This is a genomic window from Phenylobacterium composti DSM 19425 (assembly GCF_059568645.1).
Window position 1 is genome coordinate 127,765 of the sequence record NZ_JCANTT010000014.1, and the last position, 26,706, is coordinate 154,470.

The following is a 26,706-nucleotide window of genomic DNA, read 5'->3' on the forward strand; positions in this document are numbered from 1 at the left end:
GACATCCGGCGCTCCTTCCCGGTCACGCCGGGGAGGGGCCGCCGGCCGTTTGCCCGAGGACTATTTGCCGAGGGCGGCGGCCAGGGCGGCGTTATCGCCCCGGTGCAGCGGGTCGCGCAGGGGCGCGCCGGTGGGCACGAACTCCAGGGAGACCGAATTGATGCAGTAGCGCAGCCGCGTGGGCGGCGGCCCGTCCGGGAACACATGGCCCTGGTGGCTGCCGCATCGGGCGCACAGCGTCTCGATGCGGATCATGCCGTAGGAGGTGTCGCGCACGGCTTTCACGTGGGTCTCGTCGAAGGGCGCCCAGAACGACGGCCAGCCGGTGCCGCTCTCGAACTTGGTCTGGTGCCGGAACAGGGGCAGGGCGCAGAGCCGGCAGCAGTAGATTCCGTCGTCCTTCTGATCGAGCAGGCCGCCGCAGAACGGGGCCTCGGTCCCATGGTGCAGCAGCACCTCGGCCTCCTCGCGGGAGAGGCCCGCTTCGAGGGCCTTGCGTTCCTCTGCGTCAGGCGGAGAGAGGTCAAAACCGGAGGGGGAGACCGCTGGCGTGCTCATGTTCGTCAATCTAAGGTCGCCGCTTCGCAAGTGAAAGACGCAGGGCGCCCATGCGGCGGCGCGTAAGGGACGGAATGTTTTCGAAGATCCTGATTGCGAACCGGGGCGAGATCGCCGTCCGCATCATCAAGACGGCCCGTCGGATGGGCATCAAGACGGCCATCGTCTACTCCGAGGCCGACGCCGACTCGATGGCCGTGGAAATGGCCGATGATGCGGTCTTCATTGGTCCACCCCCGGCCGCCCAGAGCTACCTGCTTCAGGACAAGATCGTCGAGGCCGTCCGCCAGACCGGAGCTGAGGCGGTGCACCCCGGCTTCGGCTTCCTGTCCGAGAACGCTAGCTTCGCTAGGCGGCTGGCCGCCGAGAGCATTGTCTTCATCGGCCCGAACCCCAAGGCCATCGAGGCCATGGGCGACAAGATCGAGTCCAAGAAGTTCGCCGCCAAGGCCGGGGTGTCCACCGTGCCCGGCCATGTGGGCGAGATCGCCGACACCGACCACGCCGTGCAGATCGCCGAGGAGATCGGCTACCCGGTGATGATCAAGGCCTCCGCGGGCGGCGGCGGCAAGGGCATCCGCGTCGCCTGGAGCCGCAAGGACGTGGAGGAGGGCTTCCCGGCCGTGCGGGCCGAAGCCAAGTCCAGCTTCGGCGACGACCGCATCTTCATCGAGAAGTTCATCGAAAGCCCGCGGCACGTGGAGATCCAGGTGCTGGGCGACAAGCACGGCAATGTGGTCCATCTGTTCGAGCGCGAGTGCTCGATCCAGCGCCGCAACCAGAAGGTCATCGAGGAGGCGCCGAGCCCGCTGCTGGACGGCAAGACCCGCCACGCCATGGGCGAGCAGGCCGTCGCCCTGGCCCGGGCCGTGGGCTATGACAGCGCCGGCACCGTGGAATTCGTGGCCGGCCAGGACCGCAGCTTCTACTTCCTGGAAATGAACACCCGCCTGCAGGTGGAGCATCCGGTGACCGAGCTGATCACCGGGATCGACCTCGTGGAGCAGATGATCCGGGTGGCGGCGGGCGAGAAACTCGCCTTCGGCCAGAAGGACCTGAAGATCAACGGCTGGGCCATCGAGAGCCGCATCTACGCCGAGGACCCTTACCGCGGCTTCCTGCCGTCCATCGGCCGCCTGGTGCGCTACGAACCGCCCGTGGAAGGCCCGGCGGGGGCGGCCAAGGTGCGCAACGACGCCGGCGTCCGCGAGGGCGACGAGATCTCGATGTTCTACGACCCGATGATCTCCAAGCTCTCCACCTGGGGGAAGACCCGCGAGGCGGCCATCGACGCCATGGGCCGGGCCCTCGAGGACTTCCACATCGAGGGGCCGGGCCACAACATCCCGTTCCTGGCCGCGGTGATGGATCAGCCGCGGTTCCGGTCGGGCAAGCTGTCCACCAGCTACATCAAGGACGAGTTCCCGGACGGCTTCCAGGGCCTGCCGCCCACCGAGCTGCAGCGCGACATCATGGGCGCCGTGGCGCTGTCCATGCACCGCACCCTCCAGGCCCGGGTCGCGCCGGACCTGCTCCGCAACGAATGGATCGAGGTCATCGGCCACGAGAAGCGGGCCGTGCGGGTCTCGGCCGATGGCGAGGCGCTGGTGGTGGAGAGCAAGGGTCGCACCCGGCGGCTGACCGACATCGACTGGCGGCCGGGCCGGCCGTTGTTCCGCGGCAAGCTGGACGGGACGCCGTTCACCGTCACGGTGAAGCCGGCGGCGGAGGGCTTCATCATCCGCCACCGGGCGGCCCAGGCCCAGGTGCTGGTGCTGACCCCGCGCTCGGCCGAACTGCACGAGAAACTGCCGCCCAAGAAGGCCGCCGACACTTCCAAGCTGGTGCTTTCGCCCATGCCGGGCCTGGTGGTCTCCATCGACGTCACCGCCGGCCAGGAGGTGAAGACCGGCGAGGTGGTGGCCGTGCTCGAGGCCATGAAGATGCAGAACATCATCCGCGCCGAGCGGGACGGCACCGTGAAGGCGGTGAACGCCAAGTCCGGCGACAGCGTCGCGGCCGACGAGGTTCTGGTAGAGTTCGCCTGATGTAGGAATCACGGCGGGGGCGCCCGATGGGCTTTTCGGAGCTGTTCCTCTCGGCGAACGGCCGGGCGCCGCGCCTGCCGTCGCTGGTGGCCGCCGTGGTGCTGCTCGGCCTTGCGGCCCTCTACGAAGCGCTCGTGGAGGGGCTGCTGCCGCGGCTCCTGACCGGCTGGCTGGTCTATCCGGTGCTGATTTACTGCGGCGCCTGCGTGCTCTCGAAGCGTCTGCACGACCGCGGCCGCTCGGGCTGGTGGGCGGCGCTGATCCTGCTGTCCATCGCCGCCTGCTGGCCGCACCCCATCGGCTTCTTCGACTTCCCGTTCTTCCTGGTGCTGATCTGGGCGGTGGTGGAGCTGGCCGTGATGCCGGGCGAGATGGGCGCCAACCGCTACGGCCTCAATCCGCTCCGCCCGCTGGCGCCGGTCTGACCCTCAGACAGGCGGGTCGGCGTCCACGACCTCGCCGAACACCTCGCGGAAGCTGGCCTTCAGGGCGGCGTCGGCTTCGTCCATGGTCACGGGCAGGCCCAGGTCCACGAGGCTCGTCACCCCGTGCTCGGTCTGGCCGCAGGGGACGATTCCCGAAAAGTGGGCGAGGTCCGGCTCCACGTTCAGCGAGATGCCGTGGAACGAGACCCAGCGGCGCAACTTCACCCCGATCGCGGCGATCTTGTCCTCGCGGGTCGGTACACCCGGCGCCTTGCGCTCCACCCACACGCCGACCCGGCCTTCGCGCAGCTCGCCGGTGACGTTGAAATGGTCCAGGGCGCCGATCACCCAGGCCTCCAGGGCTGCGACGAAGGCGCGCACGTCCCGCCGGCGCTTGGTGAGGTCCAGCATGACATACGCCACCCGCTGGCCGGGGCCGTGGTAGGTGAACTGGCCGCCCCGGCCGGTCTGGAACACGGGGAATCGGTCGGGCTGAAGCAGGTCGGCCGGCTTGGCCGAGACGCCGGCGGTGTAGAGCGGCGGATGCTCCAGGAGCCAGACCAGCTCGCCCGCGGCTCCTTCGGCGATGGCGGCCGCCCGGGCCTCCATGGCCTCCACGGCGGCGGGATAGTCCACGTAGCCCGTCGAGACCGCCCAGCCTGCGGGGGTCTGGTCGTCCCGGCCGAAGCGCAGGGCGGGCGGAGTGTTTAACGCGCGGTCAAGCATGTTCCCGTCAATGTGGGCGTCGGGCGCGCGTCGCGCAAAGCCCGAAGGTGTTCCGGAGAGTCCCGCCTCGTGTCCCAGGTCAAGGCCGTCAACGTCGAGATCCAGGTGGTGCTTGGTCGCGCCACCCTGCCGATGGCGCAGCTGCTGCGCATGGGCCGGGGCGCGGTGATTCCCCTGGACGCCACGGTGAATGAGGAAGTCTGGATCCTGGCGAACAACCATCCGGTGGCCCGGGGCGAGATCCAGATCGCCGACGACAAGATCGCCATCGCCGTCACGCGCGAGGCGGATGTCTACGACTACATGGCCGGCGGCGTCTAAGTTTCGCGGCGCACTTCACAAAGCACTCGGCGTTTGCTACCTGCCCCGCCTCACCACGAGCGGTCGTGGCGGAATTGGTAGACGCGCAGCGTTGAGGTCGCTGTGGGGCAACCCGTGGAAGTTCGAGTCTTCTCGACCGCACCATCCTGCTTCGCCCTCCCAGGGGGTCAGGCTAGAGTGGAACTGGTGATCGGGGGCGAAGCAGCGCCCTCGACCACGCCAGTGAATCAGGGTTTTCAACGAGGTACGAGCTAGCCCGTCCGCAACATTGCCAGGGAGGTCCGCATGAGCCGTGAAACGGACGACCTCACTGACCTGAAGGACAAGGCGCTTTCCCCGCCCGAAGAACACCTGGAAGACCTCGCCCTCGGCGAGGACTACGCGCTCAATCCCGAATTCGTCTCGGATGTGGTGGACGCCCTGGATCGGGGCGACGCCGAACGGCTGCGCGAGCTCCTGGGGGCGCTGCACCCGGCCGACGTGGCCGACCTCATGGGCTTCCTCTCGGCGGACGCCCGGGAGGAGCTGATCCCGCACCTCGATCCCGAGACCCTGGCCGAGATTCTCTCGGAGCTGGACACCGAGATTCGCGAGGAGGTGCTGGAGCACGTGCCGTCCGCGACCCTCGCCAAGGCCATCGGCGAGATGGATTCGGACGACGCCGTCGACGTGGTCGACGACCTCGAGGAGGAGAAGCGCGCCCAGGTGCTGGCGGCCATGCCCGAGGTGGAACGGGCGGCCATCGAGACCTCCCTGGCCTATGGCGACGAGACCGCCGGCCGCCTGATGCAGCGCGAGGTGGTGGCCGCGCCCCAGTTCTGGACCGTCGGCCAGGCCATCGACCACTTCCGCCGCGAATCGGAAGACCTCCCCGAGCTGTTCTTCGACGTCTATGTGGTCGATCCCAGCTACCGGCCCGTGGGCGCGGTTCCCGTCAGCCAGCTCCTGCGGGTGAAGCGCGACTCGCCGCTCGCCCAGATCATGGAGCCGGTGACCGAAATCCCGGTCGACATGGACCAGGAAGAGGTCGCCTACATCTTCGACAAGTACCACCTGATCTCGGCGCCGGTGGTGGAGCCGGGCGGGCGGCTGGTCGGCCAGATCACCGTCGACGACATCGTCGGCGTCATCCAGGAGGAGGGCGAGGAGGACATCCTGGCCCTGGCCGGCGTTTCGGACGCCGGGCGCGATGCGGACGTGGGGGGCATCGTGCGCTCGCGTCTGCCCTGGCTGCTGGTCAACACCGTCACTGCGGCCCTGGCCGCCAGCGTCATCGGCGCCTTCGAGAGCCAGATTCAGAAGCTCGCGATCCTCGCGGCCCTGACGCCGATCGTTTCGGCCCTGGGCGGCAACGCCGGCACCCAGACCCTGGCGGTGGCCGTCCGCGCCCTGGCCAGTCGTGAGCTGTCCGCCTTCAACGCCATCCGCACGATCAGCCGGGAGATGGCCGTGGGCCTCGCCAACGGGACCGTCCTGGCGGTGATCACGGGGGCGGCCATCTATGGCCTGTTCCACGACCTGCGCCTGAGCCTGGCGTTTGGCCTTTCGATGATCATCACCCTGTTCGTGGCCGGGTTGGCCGGGGCGGTGATTCCCCTGGCTCTGGATCGGATGGGCCGGGATCCGGCGGTTTCATCCTCGGTTTTCGTCACGTTTGTCACAGACTTCACAGGCTTCTTCGCCTTCCTGGGACTCGCGGCGCTCATTCTGCTGTAAGTGGCCTTCAAGTTGCGGCGAAGCCTGCGGGCTTCCGTCGCCTGTGCCGTTTTGGGTCAAACTTCGTACGCCATGCGTCCGCGCTACCGCGTCTCCCGGACCGCCATCGAACTGATCAAGCGGTTCGAGGGCTACCGCCGAAAAGCCGCCCGGCTTCCCGACGGGCGGTGGACGATCGGCTATGGCCACACCCTGACCGCCCGCGAAGGCGCCGAGGTGTCGGAGGAGGACGCTGAGGCCCTGCTGATCTACGACCTGATCGCGGTAGCCCATGTGGTGAACGAGAACGTCTTCACCCCGCTCACCCAGAATCAGTTCGACGCCCTGGTCAGCTTCGCCTTCAATTTGGGGACCGACGCCTTCCGCAGTTCGCAGGTGCTGGCGCGGCTGAACGCCGGGGAGCCGCTGCAGGCGGCCTGCGCCATGGAGCTGTGGCGCAAGACCGAGTTCCAGGGCGGGCGCATCGTGCTCGACGCCCTGGTGCGCCGCAGGGCGGCCGAAAAGGCCCTGTTCCTCACCCCGCCGGGCGAGGCCTGGCCCACGGCGCCGTCGCCGGTGCTTCGACCGCTGCTCGACCTCGACGCCCTCAACCTGATACCCGGCGAGCGGCCGACCGAGCTGGTGGCCGACCTGGACGGCGAGACCGTGCAGATCGGGCGCGAGGGCGAAGCCCCGGCCGAGCCTCAGGCCGAGGAGCCCGAGCCCGGCGCGGTGGTCCGCGCCGCCGCCGAGGCGGTGACGGCCCGGCTGCAGGCCATCTATCCCGAGGGCGACGCCGAGCCGCGGCCGGATCCGCGGTCTGACCGCCCGTCTGAGCCCCCGCCTGAGCCGATTCGCGAGAGCGCCTGGGAGAGGACTTTCGAGGAGCCTGTCGCCGAACCGGCGCCCGAGACCGTGGAAGTGCGCCCGCAGGCCGACTTCGCCCCGCCGATCACGGCCGAGTTCGAGCCGGCGCCGGATCTTGCGGCGGATGCGGCTCCGGAGGCCGAGCCTGCGGTGGAGGAGCCCGCCCCGCCGCCGGCGGCCGCCTTCGAGGCGCCGCAGCCTGCCAATGACGCCACCCGGGTCGTCGGCGACGAGCCGGAGCCGCCGCGAGTGCTGATCGACGACACGGCGGTGCATGAGTTCATTCCGGCGCGGGTGGCGCCGCTGCCCCGCAAGGCCGAGAAGAGCGGCCTGGTCACCGACCTGGTGCTCGCCCTGCTGGGCCTGGCCTTCTTCGGCTTCGGCCTGTTCTGGGGGCTCAACGCCCGGGCGGCTTCGGCCGCGGGTGCGGGGGGGAGTTCGCTGGTGGTGGCGTGGGCGGCGGGCCTCGCCGGGATCGGCTTCTTCGCGGTCGCCGTCTTCCGCCTGCTGGAACGGCTCGGCCGGATGTCTGAACGCGGTTAGGCTTGTCGCGGCCTTCGGCGGCCCGTGCTACCGAAGCGCCATGATCCCGAACCACGGACCCACGCTCGAATTCGGCCTTGGCGAATCCGCGGACATGATCCGCGAGACCACAGCGCGCTTCTCGGCCGACAGGATCGCTCCGCTCGCCGCGGAGATCGATCGCACCAATGATTTCCCCCGCCACCTCTGGCCCGAGATGGGCGAGCTCGGCCTGCACGGCGTGACCGTGGAGGAGGAGTTCGGCGGCCTCGGTCTCGGCTACCTTGAGCATGTGGTGGCCATGGAGGAGGTGTCGCGCGCCTCGGCCTCGGTGGGCCTCAGCTACGGCGCCCACTCGAACCTGTGCGTGAACCAGCTCCGGCGCTGGGGCAGCGACGAACAGAAGCGCCGCTATCTGCCCAAGCTGATCTCGGGCGAACATGTGGGCTCCCTGGCCATGAGCGAGGCGGGCTCGGGCTCCGACGTGGTTTCCATGCGCCTGCGCGCGGAGAAGAAGGGCGACCGCTACGTCCTGAATGGGACGAAGTTCTGGATCACCAACGCCCCGCACGCCGACACCCTGATCGTCTACGCCAAGACCGATCCGGAAGCGGACAGCCGCGGCATCACCGCCTTCATCATCGAGAAGGGCTTCAACGGTTTCCGCGTCTCCCAGAAGCTCGACAAGATGGGCATGCGCGGCTCCGACACCGGCGAGCTGGTGTTCGAGGACTGCGAGGTGCCCGAGGAGAACGTCCTGGGGCCGGTGAACGGCGGCGTCGGCGTGCTGATGAGCGGCCTCGACTATGAGCGGGCGGTGCTCGCGGGCGGGCCGCTCGGCATCATGCAGGCCTGCATGGACGTGGTTCTGCCCTACGTCCGGGAGCGCAAGCAGTTCGGCAAGCCGATCGGCAGCTTCCAGCTCATGCAGGCCAAGGTGGCGGATATGTACGTCGCCCTGAACTCGGCCCGGGCCTATGTCTATGCCGTCGCCCGGGCCTGCGACGCGGGCCTGACCACCCGGTTCGACGCGGCGGGCGCCATCCTGATGGCCAGCGAAAACGCGGTGAAGGTTGCGCTTGAGGCCATCCAGGCCCTGGGCGGGGCCGGCTACACGAAGGAATATCCGGTCGAGCGATTCCTGCGGGACGCGAAGCTGTACGACATCGGCGCCGGCACCAACGAGATCCGGCGCTTCCTGATCGGACGGGAGCTGGTAGGCGGATGAGGCGGGTTGCGGGCGTGATCGCGGTGCTGGCGGTGGCGGGCTGCGCCACCGCGCCGGCGCCCGCGTGCTCGGCGGGCCAAGAATATCTGCGCACGGCTCAGCTCTTCATCGGCGCAGGCGGGCCGCCGGCTGCGGAGGCCGACATCCGCGCCTTCGTGGACCAGGAGGTCATGCCGCGCTTCCCGGATGGGGTCACGGTGCTCGACGGCGGCCGCCAATGGCGCGGGGCCGAAAACCAGCTGATCCGCGAGGCGCAGAAGGTGGTTCAGATCGTCCTGCCCGGAAAGCGTGACGAGGCCGGCCGCCTGGAGGCCGTGCGCGCCGCCTACAAGCGCCGGTTCCGCCGCGAGACGGTGGTGGTGACCCAGGAAGCCTGCGTCGCCGCCTAGCGGTCCTGCCGGCGCTCCAGCACCAGGCTTTGCTGGGCGATCCCGAAATAGCCGTCGCGATCGGCGAGGCGGGTCATGGCGAGGCCGCCGCCGTCGTGGGCGAGCCAGCTGACCGCGTTGGAAAGAATCCATTCGCCCCGCGGCGGCCGCGCCAGGCTGACGGTCAGGTCGCCGTTGATGAAGGTCCAGTCCTCGAACGGCAGGACCGAGGAGATGCCGTTGGAGAAGTCGGCCACGGCCGCCGCGCGCATGGCGGGGGAGATCGGCTGGCCAAGCACCGTCGGCCGGTGCTGCCGGAACCACACCGCTGCCGGGCCCAGTTCGCCGAACATGCCGCGGACGGCGCGGATTTCGAAGTTGCCGCCGAAGTTGTTCACCGAGCCCATGCGGGTCTCGCCTGGCTTTGCGGCCTCGGGCGGCGCCTCGTCCAGGCCGGGCAGGTGGTCGCCGGGCAGGGGCAGGTCGGTCTCGCGCACCTTCAGAACCGTCCCGCGGGTCACCTCGACGCCGGCGGCGGACAGGCGCACCTCCAGGAGCTGGATCTTGCGGCCCTGGCGCAGGACGTTCATCTCCACCGTCACCTCGGCCACCGGCACGGGGCGCAACAGGTCGATGGTCAGGCGGGCGATGCGCATAGGCGCGGGGCTCTCCACCTGTTCGGCGGCCCAGGCGATCAGGGCGGACGGGGCGCCCCCGTGCATCAGGCCCGGATCCCAGGGGCCGGAGGCCCAGGCGGTCGCGCGCGCGGACGCGCCCTTCACTTCAAAAACGGCGTCGGTCATGCGGCGAGACGGGCGTGGCTACGGGCCAGGATCTCGGCGGTCGCCGGATCGGCCGGGAAGAAGGTCTCGAGGGTGAGCTCGGAAAGGGTAATGTCCACGGCCGTCCCGAATACCGTGGTTGTGGCATAGAAGGAAAGCAGGGTTTCGCCTTGGAGCAACTGGTAGGGCACGGCGACCTGGCCGTAGTCCTCGGGGCGCCGGTCGGAGGCGGGCGGCGCCGGATAGGTCTTCACCTCGTCGATGAGGGCGATGAGGCCCGGATCGGCCGTCAGGTCGGCCTGCCGGCGCAGCCGCTCGAGCAGGTGATCGCGCCACTCGGCGAGATTGGCCGTCCGCGAGGCGAGGCCCTTGGGATGCAGGGCCAGCCGCACGACATTGACCGGCCCGGCCAACAGCGCCGGATCGACCCCCTCGAGCAGCGGCGCCACGGCGGCGTTGGCGGCCACCAGGTTCCAGCGCAGGTCCACGGCCAGGGCCGGGTAGGGCTCGTGGCCCTTGAGGATCAGGTCGACGGCGCGGCGGGCGGCGGCGAATTCGGGATCGTCCAGACTGCGCTCGGCGAACACCGGGGCGAAGCCGGCGGCCATGAGGATCACGTTCTGCTCCCGGCGCGGGATCTCCAGCCGTTCGGCGAGGTGGAGCACCATCTCTCGGCTGGGCATGGCCCGGCCGGTCTCCAGAAAGCTCAGGTGCCGGGTGGAGATGTCGGCCTCCAGCGCGAGGTCGAGCTGGCTCATCCGCCGCCGCTGCCGCCAGTCACGGATGTGTTCCCCAACGGGCTTGGTCCGGGAGGTCATGAAGCAAGCCTATCCGGGGCCGCCGCGGCGGGTCCACGACCTGGCAGGTAATGGAAGCCCGTCACGCAGGGCAGGGCGCGCAGCCGCGCCGCGAGCAACTGGCCGGCCTCCAGGCTGAGGCCGCGCATCTCCAGGCGAGCGGAGCCGTCGGCGTGGGTGAGCCGGGCGATCTCCCCCGGCATTCGCGCCACCACCGTCAGCGCGCGGACGAGGGCGTCCGTGCCGGGCGGCAGGAGCATGAGATAGACGTCCCTACGCATCGGCGGCCTCGAACACATCCTCGGCGAGAAGGGCGTTGTCGTCGCCATAGGCCCGGAGCTGAAGCCGGTCGCCCGTGGCGTCGGGCATGCGGGTGAGCCACACCAGCTCCTTGGCGGTGCCCGCCGGCAGGAGGCGGGAGAAGACGCCTTCCACGGCGCAGAGGGCGGGCAGGCCGTGGGCGCTGTCCAGCCGCACCTCGATCCGGCTGGTCCTGGGGAGCCGCCGGGCGAAGCGTTCGGCGGCGTCGGCGAGGCGCTTGAGGGGTTCGGTCATGGGACGGGTCCTTCTGTGGGAAGGCCCCGGCCGGGCGCGAAAGCCATTGAAAAACCCCGCGTCCTGGCCGGAGCGGGGTTGCTGAAACTTGCGATCTTGGCGGTTCGTCAGGCCGCGTGGGATCGCCCCCGTCCGTTATGGGCGGTGGTAATAATCATCATCGCGGTGATCGGGCGCGGAGTGCGCATCGGCGAAGCTGATCCTTCAGGACAGGGCCAGCCTCCATAGCGCATCGTCGCCGGGCTGGAAAGGCGATCAGGCCGCAGGCGCCTGCATGGCCTCCCAGACGGCCAGGACGCCGAGCTGGGAGAGGGCGGCGAACATGCGGCGCAGATGCATGGCGTTGCCGCCCATGAACCGCATCGTCGGGGGCTGGGCGAGGGTCGCCGCCGGGACCACCAGTCCGCCCCGCACCCGCTGCACCGCGCCCGTCTCCAGCAACGGGACCACATGCCGGCGGGCGGTCTCGTGCGGGGCGCCGATCCGCTTGGCCACGCGGCTGAGGGGCGCGGGCCGACGATGGGCGTCGAGCAGCCGTCCACCGCCGTCCACCATCTGGGGCGGCTCGGGAGACAGGCCCAGGTGTTCGGTGTTGGAGCGCACGATCTCCATAAGCAGCAGGACGGTGACCAGGTCTCCGAATTCGGCCACGGCCAGGTCCATGGCCCGCAGCACATAGTCGGTGGCCACCCGGGCGGCGGCGCGCAGCGGCAGGAAGCCCTGGTCGTGCTCCACGGTCGTCGGCGACAGGCCGGTCAGGGCGCCGAGGTTGCTGAGTTCGCCGTGAAAGGCGCGCAGGCGCTCATAGGCCTGGAAGGCCAGGCTGAGGTAGTTCTCGGTGATCAGCACCTCGGTGGGGATGATCACGCCGGCCGGTTCGATGCGGCAGTAGCCGGCCCGCTGCAGGCCGTGCACTCGGCGACGTACGGTCTCGAAGGGCAGGCGCAGGGACGTGGCCAGGGCGTTGATGCTGATCGGCCGGCGCATGTCGTCGGATGGCGGCGCCTCGGCGGTGGCCAGGGCGATCTGCAGGTCCGCCCGTGCGGACACCGGCGCCACATTGGCCTGGCTGATCGTGCCGATCAGGAGAGCATCCAGCGGATGGCGCCCGTCCCGGGAGATCGCGATGACGTCCAGGAGGTAGGCCAGGGCGGCCCGGCCGACGAGACGGTGGCGGGTGGCCAGGTCGAGGTCCGGCGCACCGGCGTGCGGCGCTTGCCCCTGGGGCTTGATGCTCATGCCGGGGGCTATGCCAGAAAGGCGGCGACAAGGGCAGGGCGGACCGTCGCCGACGGCCCGCCCCTGAGCGCCTCCGGCGACTAGACCGGATCGTACGGGAACACCGAGGCCGTCGCCCCGAGGTCGGTGAAGCTGGCCTTCATCGCCGGGAAGGCCTGGGCGATCAGGCTTTCGGGCGTCCAGCCCTCGACCTTGGTCACCGACTTCACCGGCCGGGGCTGGTTGAACAGCACCACCTCATTGCCGCGCACGGCGAAGATCTGGCCGGTGACGTCCGAGGCGGCCAGGGCCACGGCCACCTGGGCCACCTGGTCGGCGCGCATGAAGTTCTTCATCCGCTCCACGCGCTGGGCCGAGGCCTCGTCCTTGATCGGGATGGTGGCGATCATCCGCGTCCAGGCGAACGGGGCGATGATGTTGGAGCGCACGTTCTTGGCGGCGCCTTCCATCGCCACGATCCGCGACAGGCCCATCACGCCCAGCTTGGCGGCGGCGTAGTTCGCCTGGCCGATGTTGCCGATCAGGCCCGAGGTCGAGGTGAAGTGGACGTACGAACCGTCCTGCTGGTCGCGGAAGTGCTCGATGGTGGCGCGGGTGACGTTGAAGGCGCCGCGCAGGTGGACCTGGATCACCGCGTCCCAGTCCGCCTCGTCCATCTTGTGGAACATCTTGTCCCGCAGGATGCCCGCCGGGTTCACCACAGCGTGCAGGCCGCCGAAGGTATCCATGGCCTGTTCGAACATCCGGCGCACGCCGGCCATGTCGGCCACGCTGTCGGAGTTGGAGACGGCCTCGCCGCCGGCGGCGCGGATCTCCTGGGCCGTGGCCTCGGCCGGGCCCGCATCGCCCAGGTCGCCGCCCGAGACGCTGCCGCCCAGGTCGTTGACCACCACCTTGGCGCCTTCCCGCGCCGCCAGCAGGGCGCATTCCTTGCCGATGCCGCCCGCCGCGCCGGTGACCAGCACGACCTTCCCGCTCAGAACACCCACGTCTTTCCCCTTTCTTGCGTCTATGGCTTTCGTCGTTCGTGACCGCCTCGGCGGTCAGGTGAGGGCGTCGATCTGCTGCGGACTCAGGCCCGCGTCCAGCAGGACCTCGCGCGTATGTTCCCCAAGCCTCGGCGGCATCCGCACCGGCGGCCGCTCGCCGTCGATCAGGACCGGCGGGGCGACCATCCGCAGGGTGCTCCCGTCCGGCGCCGTCAGGGTCTGGAACAGGCCCACCGCCTTGAGGTGCGGATCTTCGATCAGGTCGTCCAGGCTCTTCACCGGCGAGTTGGGGATCTCCAGCTCGTCCAGGATCCTCGCCCATTCGGCGGTGGTCTTGGTGAGCAGGATCTCGCTGACGATGGCGTAGAGCGGGCCGATGTTCTCGGTCCGGGCGGCGATGCCCTGGAAGCGTGGGTCGTCAGCCGCCTCGGGCCGCCCGGCCGCCTCGAAGAACCGCCGCCAGTGCTGGTCGGTGTAGGGCAGGGCGCAGATATAGCCGTCGGCGGTGGCGAACGGCCGCCGCTCGGGCGTCATGACGCGCGGATACGAGGCCGGCCCCCGGGGCGGGTCAAACTGGCGGCCGTAGAGATGCTCGACGGCGGTATAGGCCACCAGGCTCTCGAACATCGGGATTTCGAGGTAGCAGCCTTCGCCCGTGCGCTGCTGGCGGGTCAGGGCCGCCAGGATGGTGATCGCCCCCACGAGGCCCGCCGTCTTGTCTGCCGCGGCGGTGGGCAGGTAGGCGGGCGCGCCCGCCCGCTGGCCCGCGAGATCGGCCAGGCCCGACATGCCCTGGATGATGTCGTCATAGGCCGGCCGGCCGCCATAGGGTCCGGTCTCGCCGAAGCCGTGGAGGCAGGCGTAGATCAGCCGCGGATAGCGGGCCCGCAGCGTCTCCGGGTCGAGGCCGAGTGCGCGCATCTTCTGCGGGCGGTTGTTGTGCATCAGCACGTCCGCCGTGCCGGCGAGGGCCAGCAGCGCCTCGCGACCTTCGGGCGTCTTGATGTCGAGGACGATGCTCTTCTTGTTGCGGTTGGAGGCCAGGAACATGGAGGCCATGTTGGTCTCGGCGCCGGGGCCGATCCGCCGGGTGGTGTCGCCCACCGGCGCCTCCACCTTGATGACCTCGGCTCCGAAGTCCGCCAGCCATTGGGCGGCATAGGGCGCCATCAGCACCGCGCCCATGTCCAGAACTCTCACGCCTTCCAGCGGCAGCATGCGAACGCCTCCTGCGCCGATCCTAGGGGGCGCGTCCGCGCCGCGCCAAGGCCAATCCGCCGCGCTTACGTGACGGAACAGCGCAGGTTTTTCGCTCCGGTCCGGGCCTCAGTCTCGAATGCAAGAAGCCCCGGCGCAGGGCCGGGGCTTCCGCTTCTGTTGGACGCTATGGAACGCCCAGCATTTGTCCGCGAGAGCGCTGGGTCAGCGACCGTGAAACTCCACGGAGATTTCCAGCGCAGTCGCGATCGACAAATGAGACACTGGATCACCTCCTTTCAGCTGTTGAACAGGACGTCCTGAATATGGGTCCCGCCGGCGCCGGCCGCAAACGCCGCCGTAGGGTTTATTCCGCCGCCGTGGACCGCGTCCCCCCGAAGGGCGCGGCCTTGGCCAGGGCGGCCTCTTCAGCGAGGCTAAGGCGGCGGCGCAGCTCGGTGACCGGCCGGGGCAGCCTGTCCAGCGCCTCCAGGGTGGCGCGGTAGCCGGCCTCCACCGCCTTGTCGAAGGCGGCCCAGTCGCGGATTTCGATGCCGCTCACGTCGGGCAGGACCAGGACGTCGGTGGCCTCGCGGGCGGCGGCCAGTTCGCGGCCGGTGGAGACCGTGGCCGCCCGCATCAGCAGGGAGACGATGGGCGGGCCGTTGCGCCACTGGCCCGAGCGGACCCAGCGCCAGACCGACGAGGGGCGCGCCACGTCCTCGGCGGTGATGCTGCGGGCGGTCGTGACGTCCACGCCGACCACGGGACCGAGCTGGCTGGCCCGCATGATGTCGGCCGGATAGTTCTTCATCACCGCCCCGTCGACCAGGACGTCGGCGCCGTCCGTGGCCGGCGGCAGTACGCCGGGAAGCGAGATCGAGGCGCGCAGGGCGTGGCGCAGCAGGCCGCGCCGGTGCAGGTGATAGGCGCCGGTGGTCAGGTTGGACGACAGGCAGAAGAACGGCAGCCACAGGTCGGCGATCTGAGTTTCGCCGAAGTGCTGCGCCAGGCGCTCGCTCACCTTCAGCCCCTGGGTCATGGCCAGCAAGGGCAGGGCGATGTCGTCCAGGGGGCTGGAGTCCACGAAGGCCTCGCGGATGCGCCGCTCCATCTCGGCGTCGTCCCAGCCCATGGCGCAGCCGGCGGCGATGATCGCGCCCATGGAGACGCCGCTGACGAAGTCGATGGGCACCCCGCGTTCGCGCAGCGCCTTGATCGCGCCGACGTGGGCGTAGGCCCGGGCGCCGCCGCCCGACAGGACCAGGCCCACCGATTGGCCGGTGAGCACCCGCGCCAGGCGCCGGACGTCCGCCTCGCCGGACCGGCGAAGGTGGAAAAGGCGGGCGGCGCCCGCAGCATCCAGCCACGCCTCCGACCCCGTGGGCCGTGCGGTCCCGGCGGGCTGGAGCAGGATCAGGTCGACGAGCTGCTGGGCCTGAAGGGGCGACTTGGTGTGCAAGGGCTCCCGGGGCGGCTTGTGGTCGCCGCGCCCCACCCGGAACAGCCGATCCACCTGCCGGGCCACCACGGGGCGCCACCCGCCGTCCTCGGCCTCAGCCACATAGAGGACGAAGTCGTGCGTCCGCTCCACGTCCGAGAACCATTCGGTGGGGGCGCCTGCGGCCTCGACCCCGACGGTGGTGCAGGAATAGCCGAGGTCGCCGATCGCCCGCTCCAGCCGCTCGACCACCGGCCGCACGGGGCCCGGCTGGCCGAGGCTGATGAAGCCGAACACCGAGGGCTCGCCGAGCGGCCCGCGGGTCGCCGCCTGCCGGGTGCGCAGGATCATCAGCCGGGCGAGTTCCGTCATCACCGAGGCGTCGGCCTCGCAGGCCCGCAGGAACACGTCGCGGGGCAGGGCGACGATCTCGCAGTCGCGCAGGGCGACCACGTCGGCCGAATGCGGAAGGCCCGCCACCAGGGCCATCTCGCCGGCCGGCTCTCCCGGGCGGATCACGCCGAGGAACGTCGGCTCCTGGCCCGGCTCGTGGCGGAAGGCGCCCAGGCGCCCGGCGTGCAGGACGTAGAGCTCGTCGGCAGGATCGCCCGCCGCATACAGGGTCTGGCCGCCGGGCAGGGAGAACCACCGCGCCGCATCGCGCGCCTCGGCCTGGCGGAACAGCCGCGCCAGCGACGAATCGGCGGGAAGCTCAGGCAGCATGGCGAAGCCTAGCGCCGGGCGGGGCTTCAAGGCTATCGGCCGGCTGGCGGGCGGCTCGCCGCTGAGGCCGCCCGCCGCACTTTGCAAGCGCGGGGCGGCGGCCTAATCCAGACGCCATGGCGCTCCACATGATCAAGCTGGTGGTCGGTTGCGACACCGTTGAGGACCTCCTCGCCTGGCGCAAGGTCTCGGCCCGGCCAGGAGAGCCCTGGATCCTGCGGACCCGCCAGACCCCCAAGCGCGCTGCGGAGATGCTGGACGGCGGCTCGGTCTACCGGGTGTTCCGGGGCAATATCCTGTGCCGCCAGCGCATCCTCGCCATCGACACCGTCGGCGAGGGCCCCGAGGCCCGCTGCCATGTGACCCTGGACGAGACCATCGTCCGCGTCGCCCCCACGCCGCGCCGGGCCTTCCAGGGCTGGCGGTACCTCGAGGCCAAGGACGCCCCGCCGGACCTGGACGATGAGGCGTTCGGCGAAATCCCGCCGGAACTCGCCCGCCAGCTGCGCGAAGCCGGAGCCTGGTAGGCGGTCAGACCGCCATGTTGTCGATCAGCCGCGTGCGGCCCAGGACGGCGGCGGCGAGGATGCGGGCCGGCCGGTCCACCGGGCCGGGGCCCAGGCGCGAGAGGTCGGCGGCGTCGCGCACCTCCACATAGTCGATCCGCCCGAAGCCCGCGGCCCGCAGGGTCTCCACGGCCCTGGCCTCGGCGGCGTCGATGCGCCCGCCCGCGTTCAGCTCGGCGATGGCCGCGCGCAGGGCGGCGCTGAGCTGGGGCGCGATCGCCCGCTCCGCCTCGGTGAGGTAGGCGTTGCGTGAGGAAAGGGCGAGGCCGTCCGCCGCCCGCGCCGTCGGGGCGCCGACGATCTCCACGGGAAGGTCGAGGTCGCGGACCAGCCGGCGGATCACCTGCAGCTGCTGATAGTCCTTCTCGCCGAAGACCGCGACGTCCGGCTGAGCCTGGTTGAGGAGCTTGGAGACCACCGTCGCAACCCCGGCGAAGTGGCCGGGGCGGGCCTGGCCGTCCAGGGGCTCGGAGACGCCCGTCACGGTGACGGTGGTGGCGAAGCCGTCGGGGTACATTTCGGCCACCGTGGGGGCGAACAGCATGTCGCAGCCCGCCCCGGCCAGCAGTTCGGCGTCCCGCGCCTCGTTGCGCGGATAGGCGTCGAAGTCCTCGTTCGGCCCGAACTGGGTCGGATTGACGAACACGCTGGCCACCACGCGCTGGACATGGGTGCGGGCGAGCTGCACCAGAGACAGGTGCCCCTCGTGCAGGGCGCCCATGGTGGGGACTAGGGCCACGCGCTCGCCGGCGGCCTTCCAGGCGGCCACCTGGGCGCGGAGCTCGGCGACGGTGCGGACGATCTTCAGGGTCATGGGGCGTGCGCTTACGCCCGCCGGGACGCGCCGTCCATCCGCGCGCTCCAGAGGTTCGGGCCGTCCACAGGGCGCGCGCATCGGCGCGTTGACGGCGCGCCACACAAAAGGCTCACGTTAAGGAATTGAGTCGGAGCCGAGGGACCCATGGGGCAGGCCAGCGTCATTGTCGTGGGCAATGAAAAGGGCGGGGCGGGCAAGTCCACCATCGCCATTCACATCGTCACGGCGCTGCTGCATGGCGGCGCCAGGGTCGCTGTGCTCGATCTGGACCTGCGTCAGCAGACGCTGAACCGGTTCTTCGCCAACCGGAAGGTCTGGCTCACGGCCAATTCGGCCGACGCGCCGATGCCGCTGGAACACCCCATCAGCGGCGCGGGGGACGCCCTGGCCAAGGCGCCCGACGCCGAGCAGCTTGCCCGCTTCGAGGAGGCGTTCGCCGAGGTGAGCCAGGCGGCCGACTTCGTGCTCATCGACACCCCCGGCAGCGACACCGCCATCAGCCGGGCCGCGCACGGCAAGGCCGACCTCATCGTCACGCCCATGAACGACAGCTTCGTGGACTTCGACATGCTGGGCCAGGTCGACCCGGTGACCCTCGAGCTGAAGCGCCACAGCCTCTATTCCGAGACGGTCTGGGCCTGCCGCAAGGCGCACGCCCTGGCCACCGGCCGGCAGACCGACTGGGTGGTGCTGCGCAACCGTCTCGCGCCCACCGAGGCCCGCAACAGAAGACGCCTGGATGAGCGGGTGACGGCCCTGTCGCGCAAGGTCGGCTTCCGCGTCGGCCCGGGCCTGCGCGACCGGGTGATCTATCGCGAGCTGTTCCCCTTCGGGCTGACCGTGGCGGATCTGTCGCCCACCATTCGTCCGGTAGCCATGTCGCTGCAGCACGTGGCGGCCCGCCAGGAACTGCGGGCGCTGATGGGCGCCCTGGGCTTCACCGGCCTGGACGACGGCGAGAAGATCGCGGCGGAATAGCCGCATGATTTATCTGGCCGTGGGCTGCCTGGCCCTGGCGCTTTTCCTGATGGCCGGCCGCCGCAAGCCGGTGCTCAAGCGGCGGGAATGGCGCTTCATCACCGGCGCCTTCGCCGTGGCCGCCTTCACCGGCGCAGCCTGGCTCGGCGTACGCGGCGCATGGGGATCGGCCATCGTCCTGGTGGTCGTCGGCCTGGGCCTGGCGGTCTCCACTCGGCGCACCGGCGCGGCGTCCGCGACTGCGCCGTCGGCTCGCATGAGCGAGGCCGAGGCCCGGCGCATCCTGGGCGTGGAGGAGGGCGCGAGCCGGGCCGAGATCCAGGCCGCCTATACCCGCCTCATGCGACTGGCCCATCCCGACAAGGGCGGCACGGTGGGCCTCGCGGCCCAGCTCAACGCCGCCCGCGACCGCCTGCTTGGCAAATAGGCGGCCCCGGAATCGAAACGGCGTCGCCCCGATGGGACGACGCCGCTCGCGAATTTTGCGCTGTACAGGGCCGATCAGGCAGAGGGCGCGATCACCATGCAGGGCTGCTTCTTGGCCTTGAGGGCCTGGCAGGCGGCCTTGGCGGAGGACTCCGTGAAGCCCGAGAAGCGGCTGCGATACTTGGAGCCGTCCTTCTCGGCGTAGCCCTTGGCCGAGCTGAAGTGCTTGGCGAACCGCTTCTCGACGATGGCCAGCTGTTCGCGGGCGGAGTCGCGGTTGCCGAACGAGCCGACCTGGACCGTCCACTTGCCCTTGGCGGCGCTCTTCTTGTCGACGACGTCGATCTTGGAGGCGCGCATGGGCGGGGCGGTGGAGGCGAGGACGATCTTCATCTCGTCGCGGTCGCCCTGGGCCGTATGCGTCGCCGGACGGCTGCCCAGCATCGGATTGGCCTCGAAGAAGCTCTGGGCGACCTGGATGTTCTCGCCGCGGGCGCGGCGTTCCATCAGCTCGAAGCCGGTCAGCAACAGGTTCTCGGCGGTGGCGTCTCGCGCCGCCGTCGTCGGTCCGCCCAGGACCACGGCGATCAGCCGGCGGTTGTCACGCACGGCCGAGACGGCGAGGTTGAAGCCCGAGGCGTTGGTGAAGCCGGTCTTCAGGCCGTCGACGCCTTCCATGCGGTGCAGCAGGCCGTTGTGGTTCCGCAGGTTCTGGCCGCGGAAATTGAAATAGGTCGTGCTGAACAGCTTGTAGTACTGCGGGTAGTCCCGCATCACCGCCCGGGACAGGATCGCGATGTCCCGCGCGGTGGAGACTTGGCGGCTGTCGGGCAGGCCCGAGGCGTTGGCGAAGTGGGTGTTCCGCATGCCCAACTCCTGGGCGCGGAGGGTCATCAGGGCGGCGAAGCGCTGCTCGGTGCCGCCCAGCTTCTCGGCGAGGGCTACCGCCGCGTCGTTGGCCGACTTGGTGGCCAGGGCCTTCATGGCCTCGTCGACGCTGATGGAGTCGCCGGCGCGCACGCCCAGCTTGGTCGGCGCCTGGGCCGCAGCCCGGGGCGAGAACACCACCCGGTCATCCAGGCTCAGCTTGCCCGAGGCGAGGGCCTCGAAGGTGAGGTACAGGGTCATCACCTTGGTGATGGACGCCGGATAGCGCGGGCTGTCGGCGCGGTTCTCGTACAGGACCTCGCCCGTCTTGGCGTCGACGACGATGGCCGCGGCCTTCGACGAACTCTGGGAGAGCATCGCGTAGGGGACCTGCGCCTGGGCCTGCGGGGCCAGCGCGCCAAGGGCCATGGACGCGGCGATACCGAAGGAAACCAAAAGGCGGCGGGCGTGCTGGAACATGCTTCGTCCGTCGAATCTGAGTGTTAGGCTTGGCGCGAAGCGCCGCCGGGACTGCCTACCATGACAGTCGCAGCCTTTCGGTAGAGTAAACAGGAGTTGAACGGACGAAATGCCGCGCGTGCCCAACGGGGTGGCGAAGCTGGCTATGTTGCAGTGCACAAAACGCGTTGACTGCTGCACTGCAACATGAGACAAGAGGGTGCGTTTTCTAGGGGACCCGCGTGCGTTCGGCCCCCAGTTTCCTCCCCTTTCTCTCGCCAGGAGTGCGCCACATGGCCACCGCCGAAGCCGCGAAGACCACCGTCGAACAGCTCACCGCCGCCAGCAGCGTCGCGTTCAAGGACAGTGTCGAGAAGACCTTGGCCGCGCTCAATGAGATGAACACCCAGTCGAAGAAGAACCTGGAGGCCGTCGTCGCCTCGGTGACGGCCGCCACCAAGGGCGTCGAAGCCCTCGGCGCCCAGGCCATGGCCTATTCCAAGACCGCCTTCGAGACCCAGGTGAACGCCGCCCGCTCGCTCGCCGGCGCCAAGAGCGTCCAGGAGGTGATGGAGCTTCAGACCGCCTTCGCCAAGACCGCCCTCGAGACCTACATGGCCGAGGTCGGCAAGATGACCGAGACCGTCTCGGCGTCGATGAAGGACTCTGTGAAGCCGCTCAACGAGCGCGTCACCGCCGTCGTCGAGAAGCTGCAGGCCGTCCGCTAGGCGGCTCTTCCTTTCAGTACCCGCGTACCTGAGGGCCGGTCCGCAAGGGCCGGCCCTTTTCCTGTGCGCAGTCGGGCGCTAGACCTTTGCCATGTCCAAAGTCGAAGCCCGCCTGGCCGAACTCGGCCTGACCCTCCCGCAGCCCAACGCGCCGGTGGCGAACTACGTCCCGTTCGTCCGTTCTGGCGACCTGCTGCATATCTCCGGCCAGGTGTCGGTGGACGCCTCCGGCGGCATCAAGGGCACGGTCGGCGTCGACGTGGACGCCGAGACGGCCAAGCGCGCGGCCCGGCTGTGCGGCCTCAACCTGATCGCCCAGATGAAGGCCGCCTGCGACGGCGACCTCGACCGGGTGGTGCGGGTGGTGAAGCTGGGCGGCTTCGTCCAGGCCGGACCCGACTTCTTCGATATTCCGCAGGTGGTTAACGGCTGCTCCGACCTGATGGTCGAGGTGTTCGGCGACGCCGGGCGCCACGCCCGTTCGGCGGTGGGGGTCTATCGCCTCCCGCTGAACTTCGCGGTCGAGGTCGACGCGGTGGTGCAGCTGTCGTGAGGGAGCGCTTCGGCGAGGCCTGGGATCTTCTTTTCCACCCGCCGATCGCGCACCGGGGGCTCTGGAGCCCCGACGGCCCGCCCGAGAATTCTCTCGGCGCCTTCCAGGCGGCCTGCGCCGCCGGCTACGGCATAGAACTCGACGTCCAGCTCACCGCCGACGGCGAGGCGATGGTTTTCCACGACGACACCCTCGAGCGGATGACGGGCCAGACCGGCCGTGTCCGCGACCATACGGCCGCCGACCTGGCCGAACTCAGTCTCAAGGGCACGGACGAGAAAGTCCCCACGCTGCTCGAAGCGCTCGCCGTTGTCGGGCATCGGGCCATGGTGCATGTCGAGTTGAAGACGCCGGCGGGCGACGTCGGCCCGCTGGAGCGCCGGGTCCACGAGGTGATCGCCGACCACAACGGCCCGCTGGCCGTCATCGGCTTCAATCCCTACAGCCACGCCTGGTTCGCCGACCACTATCCTGGCGTGCTGCGCGGGCTCGACAGCTATTCCTTCAGCGACCGGACCGACATGCCGGCCGACCTGCGCCGGGCGCTGCGGAACCTGGAGCATGTGGCCATCGCCCGACCGCATTTCCTGGCCCTCAGCTTCGACATGCTGCCCGACGCCAACGCCGCCCGCCTGCGGGCCGAAGGCATGCCGGTGGTCGCATGGACCGTCCGCACGCCCGAGCAGTGGGCGGCGGTGAAGGACAGCTGCGACAACCTGATCTTCGAGGGGTTCCGGGCGTGAAGCTCAAGCCGGCGGTGAACATCTCCCGCCGTATCGCCGAGATCGGCCGCGAGGCCTGGGACGCCTGCGCCGCCAATCGCGCGCACCTCGGCAACCCGTTCGTCCTGTATGACTTCCTCCATGCCCTGGAGGAGGGCGGCTGCGCCGTGGAGCGTCAGGGCTGGGGGCCGCAGCACCTGTCCGTCGAGGACGAGGCCGGACAGGTGGCCGCGGTCATGCCGCTGTACCTGAAGGCTCACAGCCAGGGCGAATATGTCTTCGACCATGCCTGGGCGGACGCCTACGAGCGGGCCGGGGGGCGCTACTATCCCAAGCTCCTTGGGGCGGCGCCCTTCGTGCCCGCCACTGGCCCGCGCCTGCTGGTCCGGCCGGACGTGGATGCCCGGGCGGCGCAGCAGCTCCTGCTCGGCGGGGCCCTTGGCCTGTGCGAGCGCTACGGAGCCTCGTCTCTGCATGTGAACTTCCCCACCGAGGCCGAGTGGCGGTTCATGGGCGAGGCGGGCTTCGGCCTGCGCGAGGGTCGCCAGTACCACTGGCGCAATCAGGGATATGGCGATTTCGAGGACTTCCTCGCGGCGCTCTCGTCCGGGCGGCGCAAGACCATCCGTCGCGAGCGGCGCGAGGCCCAGGCGTCGGTGGAGATCGTCCGCCTCACCGGCGCGGACCTGACCGAAGCGCACTGGGACGCCTTCTTCGGGTTCTACATGGACACCGGCTCGCGCAAATGGGGTCGCCCCTATCTGACGCGGTCGTTCTTCTCCCTGCTGGGCGAGGGCCTCGCCGACCGGGTGCTGCTGGTGATGGCGAGGCGCGAGGGGCGTTGGATCGCTGGGGCTCTGAACCTCATCGGTGACGACTGCCTCTACGGCCGCCACTGGGGCTGCGTGGAGGACATCCCGTTCCTCCACTTCGAGCTCTGCTACTACCAGGCCATCGAATGGGCCATCGAACGCGGCCTGCCCCGGGTGGAGGCCGGCGCGCAGGGAGAGCACAAGATCGCCCGCGGCTATCTGCCGACACCGGTCTATTCGGCCCACTACATCGCCGATCCCGCCCTGCGCGGTCCCGTGGAGCGCTTCCTGGAGCAGGAGCGCGCCGCCGTGGACCACGAGATCGAGTGGCTGACCGAGGAATATTCGCCGTTCCGGCAAGGCTCGCCGCCGGTCTGACGGCGCGGCATTCCCCGCTGCGGGACGATTTGCTAGGCGTTGCGGCGGATGTGTCAGGAGCGCGTACGATGAGCTTGGACGGGACCTACGATCACGACAACATCTTCGCCAAGATCCTGCGCGGCGAGATGCCGTCCGTGCGCGTGTACGAGGACGATCACGTCTATTCCTTCATGGACGTCTTCCCGCAGTCCAAGGGCCATGTGCTGGTGATCCCCAAGCACTCCTCGGCCCGGAACATCATCGAGGAAGAGCCTGACAAGCTGGCTCACCTGATCCAGGGGGTGCAGCGGGTGGCCAAGGCCGTGCGCGCGGCCCTGAATCCCGACGGCCTCGTGGTGACCCAGTTCAACGGCGCGCCCGCCGGCCAGACCGTCTACCACCTGCATTTCCACGTCATCCCCCGCTGGAACGGCGTGCCTATGGGCCGGCACGCCGAGGGCGGCATGGCCGATGTGGAGGAACTGAAGACCTTGGCCGAGCAGATCGCCGCCCGGATCGCATGACGCCTCCGGCCGTGATCGGACGGCCCGACATTCCAACGAGCGGCCACGAAAAAGCCCCGGGGATCGCCCCGGGGCTTCTTGTTTGGTCCTGGAGAGCCGTCAGACCGCTTCCGGTTCGTCGGCGGGGGTTTCCACCACCGGGGCGCCGGGCTCGCGGGTTTGCCCCTCGATCTCGAAGGCTAGCTTGCCGTCCTTGAGCACCACCTTGACGTGGCCGCCCTTGGTGAGCCGGCCGAACAGGATCTCGTCGGCCAGAGGCTTCTTGATGTTCTCCTGGATGACCCGGGCCAGCGGTCGGGCGCCGTAGAGCTCGTCGAAGCCGTTCTTGGCCAGCCAGTCGGTGGCGTCCTCGTCCGTCTCGATCGTGACGTGCCGGTCGGCGAGCTGCGCCTCCAGCTGCATGATGAACTTCTGCACGACCTGCCGGATGATCTCCGGAGTGAGGGCGTGGAAGTGGACGATGGCGTCCAGGCGGTTGCGGAACTCGGGAGTGAACTGGCGCTTCAGCGCTTCCTCCACCTCGTCGTCCTGCTTGCCGCGGCCGAAGCCGATGGCGTTGCGCTGGGCGTCGGCGGCGCCGGCGTTGGTGGTCATGATCAGGACCACGTTCCGGAAGTCGATCTTCTTGCCGTTGGAGTCGGTCAGCTGACCGTGGTCCATCACCTGCAGGAGGATGTTGTAGACGTCCGGGTGGGCCTTCTCGATCTCGTCCAGCAGCACCACGGCGTGCGGATGCTGGTCGACGGCGTCGGTGAGCAGGCCGCCTTGGTCGAAGCCCACATAGCCCGGAGGCGCGCCGATCAGGCGGCTCACCGTGTGGCGCTCCATGTACTCCGACATGTCGAACCGCAGCAGCTCGATGCCGAGCGTCGCCGCCAGCTGGCGGGCGGTCTCGGTCTTGCCGGTGCCGGTGGGGCCGGTGAACAGGTAGCAGCCGATGGGCTTGTTGGCGTCGCGCAGGCCGGCCCGGGCCATCTTCATGGCCGCGGACAGCTGCTCGATGGCCTCGTCCTGCCCGTACACCGCCCGCTTCAGGTCGCTTTCGAGCTGCTTCAGCGCCTCGGTGTCCGACTTGGAGACCGACTTGGGCGGGATGCGGGCGATCTTGGCCACCACGGCCTCGATCTCCTTCACGCCCAGCGTCTTCTTCCGCTTGCCCTCGGTGAGCAGCATCTGCGAGGCGCCGGCCTCGTCGATGATGTCGATCGCCTTGTCGGGCAGCTTGCGGTCGGTGATGTACTTGGCCGACAGCTCCACCGCCGCCTTGATGGCGTCGTTGGTGTAGCGGAGCTTGTGGAAGTCCTCGTAGTAGGACTTCAGCCCCTTCAGGATCTTGATCGTGTCCTCGATCGTCGGCTCGTTCACGTCGATCTTCTGGAAGCGACGGACGAGGGCCCGGTCCTTCTCGAAGTGCTGACGGAACTCCTTGTAGGTCGTCGAGCCCATGCACCGCAGGGCGCCCGAGGCCAGGGCCGGCTTCAGGAGGTTGGAGGCGTCCATGGCCCCGCCCGAGGTCGCGCCGGCGCCGATGACCGTGTGGATCTCGTCGATGAAGAGCACCGCGTTGGGGTGGTTCTCCAGCTCCTTGACCACCTGCTTGACCCGCTCCTCGAAGTCGCCGCGGTAGCGGGTGCCGGCCAGCAGGGCGCCCATGTCGAGGGAGAAGATCGTGGCCTCGGCCAGGACCTCGGGGACCTGCTTGTTGACGATCTTGCGCGCCAGGCCCTCGGCGATGGCGGTCTTGCCCACGCCGGGGTCGCCCACCAGCAGCGGGTTGTTCTTGGTCCGGCGGCAGAGGATCTGGATGCAGCGCTCCACCTCGGCCATCCGGCCGATCAGCGGGTCGACCTTGCCCTGCTTGGCCTTCTCGTTGAGGTTGACGCAGTAGGCTTCCAGCGCCTCGCCGCCGGTCTTCACCGCCGGCTTCTCGTCGTCCTCGGCCCCCTTCACGGGCTTGGGCTCGGAGGCCCCGGCCTTCTTGGCGATGCCGTGCGCGATGTAGTTCACCGCGTCGTACCGCGTCATGTCCTGCTCCTGCAGGAAGTAGGCGGCATGGCTCTCGCGCTCGGAGAAGATGGCCACCAGCACATTGGCGCCGGTCACCTCCTCACGCCCGGAGGACTGGACGTGGATCACCGCGCGCTGGATCACGCGCTGGAAGCCCGCCGTGGGCTTGGCGTCCTCGCCGTCGTCCACCACGAGCGAGCGGAGCTCGTTGTCGACGTAGTTGGTCAGGGTGGTCCGCAGCGCGCCCAGGTCCACGTCGCAGGCGCGCATGACGCCCGCGGCGTCCTCGTCATCCATTAGGGAGAGCAGCAGGTGCTCAAGGGTGGCGTATTCGTGCTTACGCTGGTTGGCGTAGGCGACCGCGCGGTGCAGGGACTCTTCGAGCTGGCGCGAAAATGAAGGCAAA

Annotated in this window: 28 protein-coding genes and 1 tRNA gene; 16 read left to right on the top strand and 13 right to left on the bottom strand. The window is 69.6% G+C overall.

Annotated elements, in window-relative coordinates; all coding sequences use genetic code 11:
- Positions 1 to 60: 60 nt before the first annotated feature.
- A complete protein-coding gene (msrB, locus tag BO64_RS09320; protein WP_496403016.1) occupies positions 61 to 558 on the bottom strand; it encodes a peptide-methionine (R)-S-oxide reductase MsrB in 498 nt (165 codons plus the stop codon).
- Between the two features lie 74 nt (positions 559 to 632).
- On the opposite strand from msrB, the gene BO64_RS09325 reads away from it, so the two are divergent.
- Both BO64_RS09325 and BO64_RS09330 read left to right on the top strand, forming a co-directional pair.
- On the top strand, positions 633 to 2,606 hold the full coding sequence (locus BO64_RS09325; protein WP_496403017.1) for an acetyl-CoA carboxylase biotin carboxylase subunit: 1,974 nt from the start codon (positions 633 to 635) through the stop codon (positions 2,604 to 2,606).
- Between the two features lie 26 nt (positions 2,607 to 2,632).
- Entirely contained in the window at positions 2,633 to 3,031 is a 399-nt protein-coding gene (locus BO64_RS09330) for a DUF805 domain-containing protein (RefSeq protein WP_496403018.1), read from the top strand.
- A 3-nt stretch (positions 3,032 to 3,034) separates the two neighbouring features.
- On the opposite strand, the gene lipB is transcribed toward BO64_RS09330, so the two are convergent.
- Entirely contained in the window at positions 3,035 to 3,757 is a 723-nt protein-coding gene (gene lipB, locus BO64_RS09335; RefSeq protein WP_496403019.1) for a lipoyl(octanoyl) transferase LipB, read from the bottom strand.
- Between the two features lie 12 nt (positions 3,758 to 3,769).
- On the opposite strand from lipB, the gene BO64_RS09340 reads away from it, so the two are divergent.
- The 6 genes from BO64_RS09340 to BO64_RS09365 all read left to right on the top strand — a co-directional run bounded on the left by BO64_RS09340 (position 3,770) and on the right by BO64_RS09365 (position 8,779).
- A complete protein-coding gene (locus BO64_RS09340; protein ID WP_496403020.1) occupies positions 3,770 to 4,078 on the top strand; it encodes a FliM/FliN family flagellar motor switch protein in 309 nt (102 codons plus the stop codon).
- 59 nt (positions 4,079 to 4,137) lie between these two features.
- Positions 4,138 to 4,222, top strand: a tRNA-Leu gene (locus BO64_RS09345).
- Positions 4,223 to 4,363: 141 nt separating this feature from the next.
- Positions 4,364 to 5,794, top strand: coding sequence for a magnesium transporter (gene mgtE, locus BO64_RS09350; RefSeq protein ID WP_496403021.1), 1,431 nt, complete (start codon positions 4,364 to 4,366; stop codon positions 5,792 to 5,794).
- Positions 5,795 to 5,866: 72 nt separating this feature from the next.
- Entirely contained in the window at positions 5,867 to 7,183 is a 1,317-nt protein-coding gene (locus BO64_RS09355) for a lysozyme (RefSeq protein WP_496403022.1), read from the top strand.
- Positions 7,184 to 7,223: 40 nt separating this feature from the next.
- Positions 7,224 to 8,390, top strand: a complete 1,167-nt coding sequence (locus tag BO64_RS09360) for an isovaleryl-CoA dehydrogenase (RefSeq protein WP_496403023.1) — start codon at positions 7,224 to 7,226, stop codon at positions 8,388 to 8,390.
- Complete coding sequence (locus BO64_RS09365; protein ID WP_496403024.1) at positions 8,387 to 8,779, top strand: DUF3574 domain-containing protein; 393 nt, start codon at positions 8,387 to 8,389, stop codon at positions 8,777 to 8,779. The genes BO64_RS09360 and BO64_RS09365 overlap by 4 nt, the downstream gene beginning before the upstream one ends.
- Here BO64_RS09365 and BO64_RS09370 read toward each other — a convergent pair.
- The 8 genes from BO64_RS09370 to BO64_RS09405 form a co-directional block, all read right to left on the bottom strand.
- Entirely contained in the window at positions 8,776 to 9,561 is a 786-nt protein-coding gene (locus tag BO64_RS09370) for a thioesterase family protein (protein ID WP_496403025.1), read from the bottom strand. The two genes, BO64_RS09365 and BO64_RS09370, sit on opposite strands and share 4 nt — an antisense overlap.
- Complete coding sequence (locus BO64_RS09375; RefSeq protein WP_496403026.1) at positions 9,558 to 10,358, bottom strand: helix-turn-helix domain-containing protein; 801 nt, start codon at positions 10,356 to 10,358, stop codon at positions 9,558 to 9,560. Before BO64_RS09375 ends, BO64_RS09370 begins: the two co-directional genes overlap by 4 nt.
- Positions 10,355 to 10,618 carry a hypothetical protein gene (locus BO64_RS09380; RefSeq protein WP_496403027.1) on the bottom strand — a complete coding sequence of 88 codons (264 nt, stop codon included), beginning with the start codon at positions 10,616 to 10,618 and terminating at the stop codon, positions 10,355 to 10,357. Before BO64_RS09380 ends, BO64_RS09375 begins: the two co-directional genes overlap by 4 nt.
- Positions 10,611 to 10,892 carry a hypothetical protein gene (locus BO64_RS09385; RefSeq protein WP_496403028.1) on the bottom strand — a complete coding sequence of 94 codons (282 nt, stop codon included), beginning with the start codon at positions 10,890 to 10,892 and terminating at the stop codon, positions 10,611 to 10,613. Before BO64_RS09385 ends, BO64_RS09380 begins: the two co-directional genes overlap by 8 nt.
- A 255-nt stretch (positions 10,893 to 11,147) precedes the next feature.
- Positions 11,148 to 12,131 carry a hypothetical protein gene (locus BO64_RS09390; RefSeq protein ID WP_496403029.1) on the bottom strand — a complete coding sequence of 328 codons (984 nt, stop codon included), beginning with the start codon at positions 12,129 to 12,131 and terminating at the stop codon, positions 11,148 to 11,150.
- A gap of 80 nt (positions 12,132 to 12,211) precedes the next feature.
- Positions 12,212 to 13,120 carry an SDR family NAD(P)-dependent oxidoreductase gene (locus BO64_RS09395; RefSeq protein ID WP_496403030.1) on the bottom strand — a complete coding sequence of 303 codons (909 nt, stop codon included), beginning with the start codon at positions 13,118 to 13,120 and terminating at the stop codon, positions 12,212 to 12,214.
- A 54-nt stretch (positions 13,121 to 13,174) separates the two neighbouring features.
- Positions 13,175 to 14,338 carry a CaiB/BaiF CoA transferase family protein gene (locus tag BO64_RS09400; protein ID WP_496403031.1) on the bottom strand — a complete coding sequence of 388 codons (1,164 nt, stop codon included), beginning with the start codon at positions 14,336 to 14,338 and terminating at the stop codon, positions 13,175 to 13,177.
- Between the two features lie 346 nt (positions 14,339 to 14,684).
- Positions 14,685 to 16,481, bottom strand: coding sequence for a patatin-like phospholipase family protein (locus BO64_RS09405; RefSeq protein WP_496403032.1), 1,797 nt, complete (start codon positions 16,479 to 16,481; stop codon positions 14,685 to 14,687).
- 116 nt (positions 16,482 to 16,597) lie between these two features.
- On the opposite strand from BO64_RS09405, the gene BO64_RS09410 reads away from it, so the two are divergent.
- A complete protein-coding gene (locus tag BO64_RS09410) occupies positions 16,598 to 17,008 on the top strand; it encodes a DUF1489 domain-containing protein (protein ID WP_496403033.1) in 411 nt (136 codons plus the stop codon).
- 4 nt (positions 17,009 to 17,012) lie between these two features.
- On the opposite strand, the gene panC is transcribed toward BO64_RS09410, so the two are convergent.
- A complete protein-coding gene (panC, locus tag BO64_RS09415; RefSeq protein WP_496403034.1) occupies positions 17,013 to 17,861 on the bottom strand; it encodes a pantoate--beta-alanine ligase in 849 nt (282 codons plus the stop codon).
- A 147-nt stretch (positions 17,862 to 18,008) separates the two neighbouring features.
- Between panC and BO64_RS09420 the strand changes: the two genes are divergently transcribed.
- Together BO64_RS09420 and BO64_RS09425 are read left to right on the top strand one after the other, a co-directional pair.
- The gene (locus BO64_RS09420; protein ID WP_496403035.1) at positions 18,009 to 18,842 is read left to right on the top strand and encodes a division plane positioning ATPase MipZ; all 834 of its coding nucleotides are present in this window, start codon (positions 18,009 to 18,011) and stop codon (positions 18,840 to 18,842) included.
- A 4-nt stretch (positions 18,843 to 18,846) separates the two neighbouring features.
- A complete protein-coding gene (locus BO64_RS09425) occupies positions 18,847 to 19,269 on the top strand; it encodes a J domain-containing protein (protein ID WP_496403036.1) in 423 nt (140 codons plus the stop codon).
- A gap of 74 nt (positions 19,270 to 19,343) precedes the next feature.
- Here the strand turns inward: BO64_RS09425 and BO64_RS09430 are convergent, their stop codons facing one another.
- Positions 19,344 to 20,615, bottom strand: coding sequence for a D-alanyl-D-alanine carboxypeptidase (locus tag BO64_RS09430; RefSeq protein ID WP_496403037.1), 1,272 nt, complete (start codon positions 20,613 to 20,615; stop codon positions 19,344 to 19,346).
- 272 nt (positions 20,616 to 20,887) lie between these two features.
- Between BO64_RS09430 and BO64_RS09435 the strand changes: the two genes are divergently transcribed.
- From BO64_RS09435 to BO64_RS09455, 5 genes are all read left to right on the top strand, one after another.
- A complete protein-coding gene (locus BO64_RS09435; RefSeq protein ID WP_496403038.1) occupies positions 20,888 to 21,322 on the top strand; it encodes a phasin family protein in 435 nt (144 codons plus the stop codon).
- A gap of 91 nt (positions 21,323 to 21,413) precedes the next feature.
- Positions 21,414 to 21,875, top strand: a complete 462-nt coding sequence (locus BO64_RS09440) for a RidA family protein (RefSeq protein WP_496403039.1) — start codon at positions 21,414 to 21,416, stop codon at positions 21,873 to 21,875.
- Complete coding sequence (locus tag BO64_RS09445) at positions 21,872 to 22,618, top strand: glycerophosphodiester phosphodiesterase (RefSeq protein WP_496403040.1); 747 nt, start codon at positions 21,872 to 21,874, stop codon at positions 22,616 to 22,618. Before BO64_RS09440 ends, BO64_RS09445 begins: the two co-directional genes overlap by 4 nt.
- Complete coding sequence (locus BO64_RS09450; protein WP_496403041.1) at positions 22,615 to 23,787, top strand: GNAT family N-acetyltransferase; 1,173 nt, start codon at positions 22,615 to 22,617, stop codon at positions 23,785 to 23,787. The genes BO64_RS09445 and BO64_RS09450 overlap by 4 nt, the downstream gene beginning before the upstream one ends.
- Positions 23,788 to 23,855: 68 nt before the next feature.
- Complete coding sequence (locus BO64_RS09455; RefSeq protein ID WP_496403042.1) at positions 23,856 to 24,293, top strand: HIT family protein; 438 nt, start codon at positions 23,856 to 23,858, stop codon at positions 24,291 to 24,293.
- A 99-nt stretch (positions 24,294 to 24,392) separates the two neighbouring features.
- On the opposite strand, the gene clpA is transcribed toward BO64_RS09455, so the two are convergent.
- Positions 24,393 to 26,705, bottom strand: coding sequence for an ATP-dependent Clp protease ATP-binding subunit ClpA (gene clpA, locus BO64_RS09460; RefSeq protein ID WP_496403043.1), 2,313 nt, complete (start codon positions 26,703 to 26,705; stop codon positions 24,393 to 24,395).
- Position 26,706: the final 1 nt, after the last annotated feature.

Excerpts from the sequence above, each read along its gene's own strand:
- mgtE (WP_496403021.1), top strand. The coding sequence starts at position 4,364 with ATGAGCCGTGAAACGGACGACCTCACTGACCTGAAGGACAAGGCGCTT.
- BO64_RS09440 (WP_496403039.1), top strand. The coding sequence starts at position 21,414 with ATGTCCAAAGTCGAAGCCCGCCTGGCCGAACTCGGCCTGACCCTCCCG.
- BO64_RS09455 (WP_496403042.1), top strand. The coding sequence starts at position 23,856 with ATGAGCTTGGACGGGACCTACGATCACGACAACATCTTCGCCAAGATC.
- BO64_RS09380 (WP_496403027.1), bottom strand. The coding sequence starts at position 10,618 with ATGCGTAGGGACGTCTATCTCATGCTCCTGCCGCCCGGCACGGACGCC.
- BO64_RS09370 (WP_496403025.1), bottom strand. The coding sequence starts at position 9,561 with ATGACCGACGCCGTTTTTGAAGTGAAGGGCGCGTCCGCGCGCGCGACC.
- panC (WP_496403034.1), bottom strand. The coding sequence starts at position 17,861 with ATGACCCTGAAGATCGTCCGCACCGTCGCCGAGCTCCGCGCCCAGGTG.
- BO64_RS09330 (WP_496403018.1), top strand. The coding sequence starts at position 2,633 with ATGGGCTTTTCGGAGCTGTTCCTCTCGGCGAACGGCCGGGCGCCGCGC.
- lipB (WP_496403019.1), bottom strand. The coding sequence starts at position 3,757 with ATGCTTGACCGCGCGTTAAACACTCCGCCCGCCCTGCGCTTCGGCCGG.
- BO64_RS09405 (WP_496403032.1), bottom strand. The coding sequence starts at position 16,481 with ATGCTGCCTGAGCTTCCCGCCGATTCGTCGCTGGCGCGGCTGTTCCGC.
- BO64_RS09400 (WP_496403031.1), bottom strand. The coding sequence starts at position 14,338 with ATGCTGCCGCTGGAAGGCGTGAGAGTTCTGGACATGGGCGCGGTGCTG.
- BO64_RS09325 (WP_496403017.1), top strand. The coding sequence starts at position 633 with ATGTTTTCGAAGATCCTGATTGCGAACCGGGGCGAGATCGCCGTCCGC.
- msrB (WP_496403016.1), bottom strand. The coding sequence starts at position 558 with ATGAGCACGCCAGCGGTCTCCCCCTCCGGTTTTGACCTCTCTCCGCCT.
- BO64_RS09390 (WP_496403029.1), bottom strand. The coding sequence starts at position 12,131 with ATGAGCATCAAGCCCCAGGGGCAAGCGCCGCACGCCGGTGCGCCGGAC.
- BO64_RS09365 (WP_496403024.1), top strand. The coding sequence starts at position 8,387 with ATGAGGCGGGTTGCGGGCGTGATCGCGGTGCTGGCGGTGGCGGGCTGC.
- BO64_RS09375 (WP_496403026.1), bottom strand. The coding sequence starts at position 10,358 with ATGACCTCCCGGACCAAGCCCGTTGGGGAACACATCCGTGACTGGCGG.
- BO64_RS09355 (WP_496403022.1), top strand. The coding sequence starts at position 5,867 with ATGCGTCCGCGCTACCGCGTCTCCCGGACCGCCATCGAACTGATCAAG.
- BO64_RS09425 (WP_496403036.1), top strand. The coding sequence starts at position 18,847 with ATGATTTATCTGGCCGTGGGCTGCCTGGCCCTGGCGCTTTTCCTGATG.
- BO64_RS09360 (WP_496403023.1), top strand. The coding sequence starts at position 7,224 with ATGATCCCGAACCACGGACCCACGCTCGAATTCGGCCTTGGCGAATCC.
- BO64_RS09430 (WP_496403037.1), bottom strand. The coding sequence starts at position 20,615 with ATGTTCCAGCACGCCCGCCGCCTTTTGGTTTCCTTCGGTATCGCCGCG.
- BO64_RS09385 (WP_496403028.1), bottom strand. The coding sequence starts at position 10,892 with ATGACCGAACCCCTCAAGCGCCTCGCCGACGCCGCCGAACGCTTCGCC.
- BO64_RS09420 (WP_496403035.1), top strand. The coding sequence starts at position 18,009 with ATGGGGCAGGCCAGCGTCATTGTCGTGGGCAATGAAAAGGGCGGGGCG.
- BO64_RS09410 (WP_496403033.1), top strand. The coding sequence starts at position 16,598 with ATGGCGCTCCACATGATCAAGCTGGTGGTCGGTTGCGACACCGTTGAG.
- BO64_RS09435 (WP_496403038.1), top strand. The coding sequence starts at position 20,888 with ATGGCCACCGCCGAAGCCGCGAAGACCACCGTCGAACAGCTCACCGCC.